Source organism: Cohaesibacter marisflavi (assembly GCF_963665895.2).
GTDB lineage: Bacteria > Pseudomonadota > Alphaproteobacteria > Rhizobiales > Cohaesibacteraceae > Cohaesibacter > Cohaesibacter marisflavi.
The window spans coordinates 2794443-2806614 of the sequence record NZ_OY762534.1; the positions used below are offsets into that span (position 1 = coordinate 2794443).

8 protein-coding genes are annotated in these 12172 nt (G+C 55.2%); 3 read left to right on the forward strand and 5 right to left on the reverse strand.

Going from position 1 to position 12172, the window contains the following annotated elements; genetic code table 11:
* Positions 1 to 6: 6 nt before the first annotated feature.
* Both ACKPCT_RS13760 and ACKPCT_RS13765 read right to left on the reverse strand, forming a co-directional pair.
* Positions 7 to 1311, reverse strand: a complete 1305-nt coding sequence (locus ACKPCT_RS13760) for a two-component system sensor histidine kinase NtrB (protein WP_319567166.1) — start codon at positions 1309 to 1311, stop codon at positions 7 to 9.
* An 82-nt stretch (positions 1312 to 1393) separates the two neighbouring features.
* The gene (locus ACKPCT_RS13765) at positions 1394 to 2605 is read right to left on the reverse strand and encodes a pyridoxal phosphate-dependent aminotransferase (RefSeq protein ID WP_090070080.1); all 1212 of its coding nucleotides are present in this window, start codon (positions 2603 to 2605) and stop codon (positions 1394 to 1396) included.
* Positions 2606 to 3028: 423 nt separating this feature from the next.
* On the opposite strand from ACKPCT_RS13765, the gene ACKPCT_RS13770 reads away from it, so the two are divergent.
* Positions 3029 to 6586, forward strand: coding sequence for a PAS domain-containing hybrid sensor histidine kinase/response regulator (locus tag ACKPCT_RS13770; protein WP_090070078.1), 3558 nt, complete (start codon positions 3029 to 3031; stop codon positions 6584 to 6586).
* Between the two features lie 169 nt (positions 6587 to 6755).
* Here the strand turns inward: ACKPCT_RS13770 and ACKPCT_RS13775 are convergent, their stop codons facing one another.
* On the reverse strand, positions 6756 to 7427 hold the full coding sequence (locus ACKPCT_RS13775) for a response regulator transcription factor (RefSeq protein ID WP_090070075.1): 672 nt from the start codon (positions 7425 to 7427) through the stop codon (positions 6756 to 6758).
* Positions 7428 to 8213: 786 nt separating this feature from the next.
* Here ACKPCT_RS13775 and ACKPCT_RS13780 point away from each other — a divergent pair.
* Entirely contained in the window at positions 8214 to 9236 is a 1023-nt protein-coding gene (locus ACKPCT_RS13780; RefSeq protein WP_090070072.1) for an endonuclease/exonuclease/phosphatase family protein, read from the forward strand.
* Positions 9237 to 9299: 63 nt separating this feature from the next.
* On the opposite strand, the gene ACKPCT_RS13785 is transcribed toward ACKPCT_RS13780, so the two are convergent.
* Both ACKPCT_RS13785 and ACKPCT_RS13790 read right to left on the reverse strand, forming a co-directional pair.
* Positions 9300 to 9923 carry a hypothetical protein gene (locus ACKPCT_RS13785; protein ID WP_090070069.1) on the reverse strand — a complete coding sequence of 208 codons (624 nt, stop codon included), beginning with the start codon at positions 9921 to 9923 and terminating at the stop codon, positions 9300 to 9302.
* A gap of 238 nt (positions 9924 to 10161) precedes the next feature.
* The gene (locus ACKPCT_RS13790; RefSeq protein WP_175527946.1) at positions 10162 to 11226 is read right to left on the reverse strand and encodes a DUF2336 domain-containing protein; all 1065 of its coding nucleotides are present in this window, start codon (positions 11224 to 11226) and stop codon (positions 10162 to 10164) included.
* A 380-nt stretch (positions 11227 to 11606) separates the two neighbouring features.
* Between ACKPCT_RS13790 and ACKPCT_RS13795 the strand changes: the two genes are divergently transcribed.
* A complete protein-coding gene (locus ACKPCT_RS13795; protein ID WP_090070063.1) occupies positions 11607 to 12170 on the forward strand; it encodes an NUDIX domain-containing protein in 564 nt (187 codons plus the stop codon).
* Positions 12171 to 12172: the final 2 nt, after the last annotated feature.

Sequence of the window (12172 nt, forward strand, 5' to 3'; positions counted from 1 at the left end):
ACGCTCTTAAGGGGCCGGTGAACTTTGTTGGTGACTGCCCGAGGGTTCTTCTTCATTTCCAGCTTGCGGGGAAGTTCGAATAGAAGACCGGGAAGCGATGGGCAGGGTCAAAACAAAGCAGGCTCCCGGCTGCTTTTCATCAAAGGGTGCCAGTTCCAGGCTGCCGCCATGGCTCTGAGCAATGGAGCGAGCAATCGCCAGGCCGAGGCCCATACCATTGCGCCGTTCCGAATCGAAGGCTTTGAAAAGATTGCTGCGGTGTGTTTCCGGCACACCCGGGCCGTTATCCTTGAAGCGTACGACCAGCCGTTCCTTTTCCTCGGAATCAGAGGTCCTCTCAAGGGATAGGGTAATCGTGATCGCCTTATTCTCGATTTCGTGCAGAGCCTGAAAGGCATTGCGCAGGAGATTGAGGAAAATCTGTTCGATCTGAACCGGATCTACCCAGACCACGGGCACGTCATCAGGGGCGATGAGATCCACCTGCACATCCGTTGCTGCGAACCCGACCAGAGCCAGTTCGTGGGATTTGCGGATGATATCCACGATGTCGCAGGCGCTACGCTCCGGTTCCTTCTTCTCGATGATGGAGCGGATGCGCTGAAGCAGAGAAGACGAACGCTGGGCTTCGCGCACGCACCGACCGCAGAGATCAACAAGTTTATCGATTTCCTCACGGCTACAAGGCTTCTGCTCATCATAGGATTGCAGCTTGCGCTCGATGGCCTGCAAATAGAGGATGATCGCGGTCAGCGGCTGGTTGAGCTCGTGGGCAACGGTTGCGCCCATCTCGTCCATCGCGTTGATCCGCGTGAGCTGATTGAGTTCGGTCTGAAGATTGCGCAAATGCTCTTCAGCCTGCTTGCGACCGCGCAAATCGCGCATGACGCCGATGAACTGCTTTCCATCCTCGGTTTCCGCAACGCCAACGGAGAGATCAAACGGAAATGTTGATCCATCCTTGTGACGACCGACGACTTCGCGCCCGATACCGATGATCGAATGCTCGCCTGTGCGCAAGTAGCGTCCGACCCAGCCATCATGATGCTGGGCATATTGCTCGGGCATCAGGATATCAACGGATTTTCCGATCACCTCATCTGCGCTATATCCAAACATGACTTCTGAAGCCTTGTTAAACAGAAGGATACGGGACTGCTCGTCAATGAGGCAGACCGAATCAGCCGCCACATCCAGCAAGGATGTGAGGCGCGAATCGAGTTCACCGATCGGTCGGAATGGACGCTCTGGCCCGTCATAGGCTCGCGTTTGCATTCTTTTGGGGCCATTGATGGTCACAGATCCGTTCATTCTTTCTTCTTCTGTTGACAAGAGTCTGACCTGAAAAGGAAGTCCTGCTGATTCTAGGTGTTTTTCCGAAGTATAGCGTATTTCACCGGCTTAGCCATTGGTTCAGTCGGTAAATTGCCTGATCCAATTTGTCCGGATTTGTCGCGAAACATAGTCGCATAAATGCGGACCCGCTTTGACCAAACGCAAACCCGGGCGCCAAACCAACATTTGCTTCATCAACCAGCCGTTTTGCAATGATGGAAGCGTCTGCCTCCCCTTCGAGCCCGAAAAAGAAATAGAAACTGCCCATGGGCGGAGCAAAGCGAATGGCATTATGTCCCTGAAAGGCGGCAAGCAGCTTCTCGCGGCCAGAACGGGCTCGCTCTATTTGCTCTGCAATGAACAATTCACCATCATTGAGCGCAACGCTCGCAGCCTTCTGCATGAATGGTGCTACGCCGGACGTAGAGCATTGCGTCAGGTTGCCGATAGTGGGAATCAAGGAAACCGGCGCCGCCAGCCAGCCGACGCGCCAGCCGGTCATGGCCCAGTTTTTCGACATGCTGTTCACATAAAGGATCTTGTCGTCCTCTTCCGCGATCTCATAAAAGGACGGCGCTGTCTCCCTGTCGTCGCCGAAATAGAAGCGGGTGTAGATTTCGTCGGCGATGATCCAGATGTCTCGTTCACGCGCAAAATCAAGAATCGCCTTCAACTCATCAAGCGTCGCCACCCAGCCGGTCGGGTTGTTCGGGGTGTTGATAAAAAGGGCCCGTGTCTTGTCCGTGCAGGCATCAAACAGCTCGTCAATATCCAGCTTCCAGCCTTCGGGGTGGAAATGCAGCGGCAGATCGACGGGCTTGCCCCCCGCGACGAGCACAGCAGAGCCGATATTCGGCCAGGCCGGAGACGGGACAATGACCTCCTCGCCAGCACTCATGACCAGGCGCACCGCCAGTTGGATTGCCTGCATGCCCGAACCGGTCACCGAAAAGCGGTTGGCATCGAAGGGGCGCCCATAGAGGCGCTCATGATAGCGTGCGATGGCTTCGCGCAGCTCGGGGATACCATTATCATAGGTGTAGAAGGTTTCGCCCGCCTTCAGAGCATCTTCAGCCGCCTTGCAGATGAAATCCGGCGTAGGCAGAGCGCCTTCCCCGATCCAGAGGGGAATGACATCTTCCCGACCTGCCGCGTAAGATCTGATGCCGGTAATGCCACTGTCAGGGGCGTTACGGGCTTCCGGACTGAGATGCGCCAACAGGTCGGTGCTTGCGGGTAAGGAAGATGGGGTCGACATTGGATCGGTCATGGTCTGCTCTGAAAGGACTGGTGCTGTTTTTGGTTTTATTCAGCAAAGGGAATGGAACGGCGCGCAAAAGTTTACTGTCCCGAATAGTGCTATCGGGGATCTAAGTATAAAGAATAAATATCTTTGCGGTTTTTCCCCCAAGAGTGCAACAAAGAGGGTACGCTTTTCCGTCCCATGTTTGCTGTCAGGGGGACGGTTTTCCACCAAAATGACCGCGCAACGCAGCTCGGGCACGGCCTCCCGCGATGGCGACAAGTCGCGCCAATCCGGGCCTTTCGGCCAGTCGCTTGCACTTGTTACCCCCAATTGTTCAGATCTGTCCTTAAAAATTGGTCTAAATTTCTGCGGCCAAGGCGCTCTTTCTGGTGCCTTTGAAATTTCTTATGCTATATCTTTGAAGACTCTAAACAAGGAGCAGGCTTCATGCTTCAGGGCTGGATGGTTGTTCTCACAACCCTTCTCTATATCGGGCTTCTGTTTGCCATTGCGTCATACGGAGACCATCGGGCGCGAAACAAGACAGCGGCTCAACGCCATCCTAGCCTTTATGCGCTCTCTCTGGCGGTCTATTGCACCAGCTGGACCTTCTTCGGGTCTGTTGGCATGGCAAAGGCCAGCGGGCTTGATTTCCTGACGATCTATATCGGCCCTGTCATCGTCTTCACGCTGGGCTATCCCCTTGTCTGGCGCATCATCCGGCTTTCCAAAACCGAGCGCATCACCTCGATCGCCGACTTTCTGGGCGCCCGCTATGGCAAGAACCAGCAAGTCGCAGCCGTTGCAACCATTATCGCGGTGGTGGGCACAATGCCCTATATCGCACTGCAGCTCAAAGCTGTCGCCACCTCGGTTGCCACGCTAATCCAGCATATGAATATCGCCTTCCCCACCGGGTCCGTGCCCGTGTTGGCCGATATTGCCTTCTTTGTCGCCCTTGCCATGGCTGTCTTTGCCATTCTGTTCGGCACGCGCCATGCGGATGCCACCGAGCATCAGGGCGGGCTGATTTTGGCCGTTGCGGCGGAAAGCGTCGTCAAACTGTTTGCCTTTCTGACCGTTGGACTGTTTGTCACCTTCTGGATTTTCGATGGACCGTTTGACCTGTTTGCCAAGGCTGCCGAAGCGGGCATCTCCATCCATGGGGTGGAAGATGGGCCGGATGCGATCCACTGGATTGTGTTGTCCATGCTCTCGGCCAGCGCGGCGCTGCTTCTGCCGCGCCAATTTCATGTCGCCGTAGTCGAGAATACCTCCAAGAAATCTCTGGTTCGGGCCACATGGCTGTTTCCGCTTTATCTGGTCGGCATCAACCTGTTTGTCATTCCCATTACACTGGCTGGCCAGCTTGTGCTTGGGCCCGGGGTGGATGCAGATAGCTATGTGCTGAGCCTGCCGATGGCCGTCAATGCGGATGCGATCACGCTGATCGCCTTTCTGGGCGGCCTTTCGGCTGCCACCGCGATGGTCATCATATCCTCGGTTGCGCTAGCCATCATGATCTCCAATGATCTGGTTATTCCGTTCATTCTGCGGCGGCATGCTGATACCGCCATCGATGCACCAGATATGGGACGATTGCTCCTCAATGTGAGACGTATCTCGATTCTTGTGCTGTTCACTCTGGCCTATGCCTTCTATCGACTGGCGGTCAACAACAGCTCTCTGGCTCAGATAGGGCTGATTGCCTTTGCCGCCATGGCGCAGTTTCTGCCGGCCCTTGCCGGAGGGCTCATCTGGAAGCGGGCCAATGCGCGCGGCGCGATTGCCGGTCTGGTGACGGGCTTCATTATCTGGGGCTATACATTGCTTCTGCCAATGTTTGCCCAGTCGGGGCTGTTCCCGACCAGCTTCATGACCCAAGGCCCCTTCGGGATCGAATTTCTCAAGCCGCAGGCGCTGTTGGGGACGGATCTGCCGCCTTTGCTGCATGGTGTTTTCTGGAGCATCCTGTTCAACATCATCGCCTATTCGGCTGGCTCGGTTTCCCGTCGGCCAGAATTGATCGAGCGTTTGCAGGCGAACCTGTTCGTGCCGGATGAATTGCGCCCCTCCCCAAGCTTGCGTCTTTGGCGCTCCATGCTGTCTGTCGGCGACCTGGAAGACATGGTCGCGCGCTATCTGGGGGCCGAGCGCACGCAGCGCAGCTTCCGCTCCCATGCCCAGCAGCGGGACATCCTCTATGACCGCAATATGGAGGTGGACCCGCTCTTCATGCGCTTTGCCGAGCAGTTGCTGGCCAGCGCCATTGGGGCGGCCTCCTCCCGACTTTTGATGAGCCTGTTGATCAAGAAGCGGGAAAGTGCCCCCAAGGGCACGATGAAGCTGCTGGATGATGCGTCCGAAGCGCTGCATTATAACCGCGACCTGCTGCAAACGGCGCTCAACCATGTGCGTCAGGGCATCGCCGTGTTTGATGCGGACTTGCGGCTCACTCTCTGGAACCGCCCGTTCCGTGACCTGTTGCGCATTCCTGCCGATTTTGGGCAGGTCGGCACGCCACTCTCTTCGGTCCTTAGCCATATTGCGGCGCGTGGCGATCTGGGCGAAGGCTCGGTGGAAGATCTTGTCAGCCATCGCCTTGACCTGATCGTTGTGCAGCAAGCCCCCTATCAGGAAAGCATGGCAAGTTCGGGCCTGACGCTGGATATTCGGGCCAATTCCATGCCCGATGGCGGTATCGTCATCACCTTCACCGATGTTTCCGAGCGGGTGCGCGCCGAGCGGGCGCTGGAAGCGGCCAATGAATCCCTTGAACGACGCGTGAAGGATCGCACCCGCGAGCTGATGCATCTGAACGATGCCTTGCGCAGCGCCAAACAGGCCGCAGAAGAAGCCAGCGTCTCCAAGACCCGCTTCCTTGCCGCAGCTGGGCACGACATCATGCAGCCCATGAATGCGGCGCGCCTTTATACGACGGCACTAGTCAACCGCCTTGAAGCACTCTCAAAAGCCGATGAAGACAATGCGGGGCTGGCAGAGAGCGCCGTCATGTCGACCAACATCGATAGCTCGCTTGAGGCGGTGGAAGACATTCTGGCCGCCCTGCTCGATATCGCGCGGTTGGATTCTGGCGCCATGAAGCCGCAGCTTTCTGCTTTCCCGATAGACGAGATGCTCGACCGAATGCGTATAGATTTTGAGCCACTGGCCCAAGAGAAGGGGCTCAAGCTCAGGATCGTCTCTTGCGGGCTGCATGTGCGCTCCGACAAGCATCTGCTTCGGCGGCTTTTGCAGAATCTCATTTCCAACGCCATCAAATACACCACTGAAGGCACGGTTCTGGTCGGCTGTCGCCGCCTTGACAGCGCCATTGAAGTGCAGGTGCATGATACTGGAGTTGGCATTCCGCCCGAACAGCAGGAAGAAATTTTCCTCGAATTCCAGCGGCTCGATGAAGGCGCTCGTATTGCGAGCGGGCTCGGGCTCGGCCTCTCCATCGTGGATCGTATTTCCAAGGTGCTCGACCATCCGATCCGGTTGATGTCCACGCCCGGGCAAGGCTCTGCCTTTGCCATCAAGCTGCCAGCCTTCCGCCTGCTCCACAGCGCCAGCCGCGCAGAGGCACCGCGTTCCATGGCCAACCAGCCGCTCAGCGATCTTCGCATTCTGTGCGTGGATAACGAACCGGTCATTCAGGATGGCATGAAAGTGATGCTGGAAGGCTGGGGATGTGATGTCATGATCGCCTCGTCTCTAGAAGAGGCGGAAAAGGTGCTTGAGGAAAGCGAGAAGGTGCCGGATGGTATTCTCATCGACTATCATCTTGATGAGATGCTCGGTACTGAGGCTTGCGAAAAGCTCCGCGCCAAATTCGGACAGGAAATCGCTGCCAGTCTGATTACGGCGGACCGCACCACAGAGGTGCGCGATGAAGCCAAATCCAAAGACATGGCCATTCTCAACAAGCCGGTCAAACCGGCCCAGCTGCGAGCTCTGCTCAATACCTGGAACATGACCGCCATCCGCAAACGCGGGCAGTAGAAGCACCGCTTGAATAGCGTCGTGCGGAGTGTCGGCCAGCCAAGAAGTGGCACAGGATGGGTAAGATATATATCCAACAATAAAAAACCCGCAGCCGAACTGGCGCGGGTTTTATAATTCAGGTTTCCTTGAAGCCTCATCAAGGCTTCAAGAGGGCCAACAGAGCGCTCTAGCTCTTGGCGCCAATAGCCTGCCACTGGCCGGCTTCGATCTTGGCGGCAGCAATCACGGCCTGCGTGCGGCTGTCTACATTGAGCTTTTGCAGGATGGCCGAAACGTGCGCCTTGACGGTGGCTTCAGAAACGGAAAGCTCATAGGCGATCTGCTTGTTCAGAAGCCCTTCGGAGAGCATCATCAAAACGCGAACCTGTTGCGGCGTCAAAGTATTCAGACGTTCTACAAGATCGGTGATTTCATCGCTATAAGGAGCGCTGAGATCGATGCTTTCAGGGACCCAGGTTTCACCGTTCAGAACGGCGCGGATGCCTTGGGCGATATCGTCAATCGGCAAGGATTTCGGAATGAAGCCCGACGCGCCGAACTCCATGCAGCGGCGAATGGTCGGCACATCCTCACTGGCAGAGACAATAACAACCGGAATGGCCGGATATTGCGCTCTCAAATAGAGCAGTCCGGAAAATCCGCGTACGCCCGGCATGGATAGATCCAGGAGCACAAGGTCCATATCTTCGAATTGTTCGAGCTTCTCGCCCACCTCTTCCAGCGTTCCGGCTTCATGGATGGCTATCTGATCAAAAATTGTTTCCAGTGTCTGGCGTAGCGCCCCACGAAACAAAGGGTGATCGTCCGCGATAATGATGTTAAGCGAAGCCTGTTGCACTTTCGGTCCTCCCCAGCGACTGAACGGAATGATTGGCACCTCACAAAGGACAAGACTTTATCATTCCACGATGCGTATTCTCAGGTCCTCAAGCCCACTGGCCTTCTGTCTGCTTGAATACGCGCAACCATTATTGTCATCTTCATCTCACAGCAGATGAAGCGACCCCTCTACAAGAGGTTTTGAAGACAGACAACAGAACAAGTCAAGGCCCAACACCCTGTTTCCTGTTGACGATACTGCCAAGCAAGCAGTCCCTGTCTTCATGTCAAGTTTTGTCAAAGTGTCACAAAACCCAACACACGAATAAGTTGCCAAGATAAACTTCGGCTACTTTAGTTCAAACTATGAGCGGTTGCATTGCGGTTGGCAAGTGATAGCTGCGATATATTGAAAATTTAGTCCATTTAATCAGATATTTCTGCTGGAAACGCTCTAATCAGTTGGCTCTTTGGGGAAATTGTTCCAAGCGGCAGCATTTTGCCGTATTGCATCCCGGTTAGGTTGTTTTACACCACAGGAATCACCTGCCCCTTGTTGGGAGATCGGAGGCGCCACCATGAGGGCCTGCAGCATAAAGCACCAGTGCATCAGCGCTTTCTTGTCATGAAACAAAGACATCTGGTCGTAACATTGCACCCTTACATTGCCCGCGCATTTGGGGCGTGTATCGGTTAGCCGTCACCTTGCCGTCATTTCTCCCCTGCAGCCTGCCCATGTCCGCTGTCATGGGTGTCATCAAGCCATGAGCACGCCAAAGCGACCAAGACGAGGGGAAATCTGATCATGAAACTGTTCGAAATGGCGACCCGCGCCAATTTACCCCCGGTTGACGACACACTCAAACAAGACATCTTGCAGTCAGAGCGCACATACCCGATGCATAAGACGCTCTTTGATAAAGTGGAAGCCCTGCATTTGCTCGAAACAGGGGGCGAGGTGCTTGAGGAGACGTCCCTTTCCGACTCCCTCTGCGTCATGGGCTGGAACATGCAGCGCTGCCTTTATCCCGAACAGAGTGCGGAATTGCTCCGGCCCCATGCGCCCGATGTCATCGTACTATCTGAAATGGATTGCGGCATGGCCCGGACCCATCAGCGCAACACAACACGCGCGCTCGCTGACTGTCTGGGTATGCGCTATGCATTCGGGCTTGAATTTTTCGAGCTTGGGCTAGGCAATGATCTTGAAAGGCGGCTGGCTGCCGATGATCACAATGAAAAAGGCTGGCACGGAAACGCCATCCTCTTCAGAGTGCCTCCGGTTGCCCAGGCTCTCATCCGCCTTGATGCATCCGGGCTCTGGTTCTGTCCCGACGACGGCTTGAGCAATAGCAGCGTTTCAAAACAACCGCGCATTGGCGGACGTTGCGCTGTTGCGGCGATCCTGCCGACGCAAGCGGGCGACGTTTGTGTTGCGTCGGTGCATCTTGAAAGCCTTGATGATCCCTCCATTCGGCTTGCCCAGATGGAGCGCCTGATCGCAGCGCTGGATGTCTTTGCCCCTTCTCTTCCCACTATCATCGCGGGGGATCTGAACACTGCTTTCACCCCTGAAAATGGTGCCGCACTGCAAGAGCCTCTTTTTAGGGCGGCGGAACGTCATGGCTACAGCTGGGAGAATAATGCTCAGGGCACAACAACCCGCTCAAGCCTTTTAACCTACAAGCCCCGGCCGCCATGCAAGCTGGACTGGTTCTGCACAAGAGGCTTTTCCTGCCACGGGGCGTATATCCTGCCCGCCGTCAATGACATTGGCAGCTCCCTCTCCGATCATGAAATCATCATGGGTCGATTTGAACGCGCCTAAAGCGCGAAGATACACTGATTACGGCAGCGCCCCGTTTCCCATCAATGTCCGGCGGACATGTCCTCAAACGCGATTGTCGTCAAAATCCTTGCGGAACTCTTTCACAACGCCAAAGAAGCGCCGCATCATGGCTTCCCCCATATCAAGGAAGCGTTCAAAGTCACTTGCCATTTCCTCATCTTCGTCAGCAGAGGGGGACGAAGGCCTTTTGCCTTCGCTTTCAGGGGCCACATCATTTTCGGACGGAGCCATTTCTGCTTGTTCGGAAGACTTTTCATGCGCGGCCTTGCCGGAGGATTGATCTTCAGATGCCTGACGCAGGGCGTCCTGTAGGCTTTCAATGCGTTTGGCCTGCAGCAAGCTGCGCTGCTCCAGCGTATCGAGACGTTGGGTCATATAGTCGACCTTGTCTTCAAGCAGAATATTCAGCCGACGCTGGGCATCAAGATCATTGGCGATGCGCCCCATCTCCGCGAGCAGTGGCGCGCGCCAGTTGCCCGCATCTTCAGAGACGACCGTCGGGGCCTCCGTCTCTTTGTCTGACGTCTGCTGTTGAGAAACATTTGGAGTGGCACTTTGCGCGTGCACCGGCGCGGATGGCACCACGCCACCAACGAGGCAGACAGCCCCCAATCCTGCAAAAACAGCGTTCCTTGAGAAAAGCGGGCAAGAGAAGGCATCACACATGAGCGTATCCTTTATCCGGAGCAGGCAATTTACGCAGGCCATGACATACGCGCCATGACACGCTCCCCATGGGCATCACTGGCAGCCACAGTCTTTTGGGCGTCAAACCATCAAGATACAGGAGTCAAACAACCTTTTGTGGCCCTCTGCATGGGCTTTTGACACAAAGCCGAATCTTCCCGCAAACCAACGGTCCGGGTGAATTTTATCAGATTAGGTGGGAAAATTGTGATGAAAATCAGATCGCGCCGTGCATCTGTTTTTCGCTCTTGCGCTTCTGAGACATCGATTGTCGGTAATTCTCTACCTCGCGATGCACATGCCGGGTAGGAAAGCCCACATGCTCGACCCGCCATTTGGTAAGGGCCGCAAAGGTTTTGACCGAAACATCCTGCTCTAGCAACAATCGGGTGAGAATACGGTTGGTTTCACTGGCCAGCAGATGCTCCATGGCATTGGTCGACAGGCCCGGGGCATCCTTCAGCAGCCAAATCACATCCTCCTTGCCTTCCTTGGAGATCAGGGTTTCCAGCAGATTGTCGAAGGTCAGTTCACCGAGATTGATTTTGACCAGCAGTTCATCGCGCGTCGGATCGTCGCTCAACTCGTCCGTTTGGAAAAGCCTTGCTTCCATATCGGCGACCAGCTGTTCAAGCGTGCCATCAAGGGTGGCGCGAGAGAGCGGATCTGGCAGGAACGGGCAGCCCTGTTCGGCATGGCGACGCATGCGTTGCTGGAAGACCTGATCAGCCAAACCACGAGCTGCCATGAGCGACTGGATTTCAAGAGAGGTCTGGCAAATGATGGCGCACAGCAAAAGGGCATTACTGGAGAAGTCACTGCCCAGATTGCGCAGCAATTCGCACACCACTTCATTTTGCCCGCGAGACATCAGAGCATCCACCACCGGCTCTGGCACCCGCTGGCGGCGAGCAATGGCGCGCAACACGCTTTCGCTACGCTCCCTTGCTGCCTGTAGCAATGTTTCCTGACTGAGCATGGGAGAATATTCATAAAGGGTCGTAACCAGCTCATCATTCTCGCCTGCAAGCTTTTCGGCGAGCGGCGTGGAGATATGCCTGGTGCGAGCCAGCAAGGTGATGATGTCACGACGCACGGAAAGGTCGATCTGGTCATACAGATCCAGCACGAGCGACGAGAATAGTTCCCGTTCGGCATCCGTCGGCTCGTGCCCTGTACGGCGCACATATTCAGCGGCCACCTTACGCACCAGCAAGGAGCGGGCCGAGGGGTCTTTTTCCCGAGCCAGAGACTGAAACTGATCGACGATATCGTCCGTCATGAATTCCCCAAAAAGCACGACTGCAGCCAAAGAGCATGCACCCTTTTTTGTTAAAGCACGAAGCTCAGACTTGCCCATTTCACCAATAACACAACGCGCAAGAAATGCGCGCAACTTGAGAATAGGATTAAATTCTTAAGGAGATCTCCATATTCAGTTAAATTGTTGTTACTCTTTGCCCTTTTTTCCGGTCTTCAGAATATTTCCAAGTCTTTGGCTCCGGTGTCCGGCGGGATCAGACATGGCGGATTTTCGCAATTTTTGGACATGGTTGTTTTTCTGCCATATTAGAGCATCATGATCTGGAGCCTGACTGAAAATCTTATTTTGGTTGCCATAAACTTGGCAATAATGTTTTAGAAATCGAGTTGACTGATCCGATGGAAATAAAGAACGACAAGGAAATCATCCAGCTTTCCCGACGCACGGTCTATCAGAACCGTTGGATGCAGGTGAATGAAGACAAGGTGCTTTTCCCCGCAGGCTTCGAAGGCATTTATGGTGTAGTCGAAAAACCTCCCTTTGCCATCATCATTCCCGTCCATTCCGACGGCCGCATCCAGATGGTTCAGCAATTTCGCTATCCCATCGGCCGGCGCTGCTGGGAGTTGCCACAAGGGACGTGGGAAGACACGCCTGATAGCGATCCGGAAACACTCGCGCGCGGAGAACTGGCCGAAGAAACAGGCTATCGCGCCGGACGCATGGAAAAGATCGGAGAAATGTTCCCCGCAGGCGGCCTTCTCAACCAACTGTGCCACATATTTCTGGCGCATGATTTGACAGAAGGCGCAACCAGCCGCGAAGCAACCGAAACCGACATGGAAACAGCTGCCTTCAGCATGGACGAGATAATGGCCATGTTCGAGAAAGGCGCCATGCCGGATGCCAATTCCATGGCCGCTCTGGGCTATTGGAAGTTGAAAGCTGGGCTTGGCGACTAAGC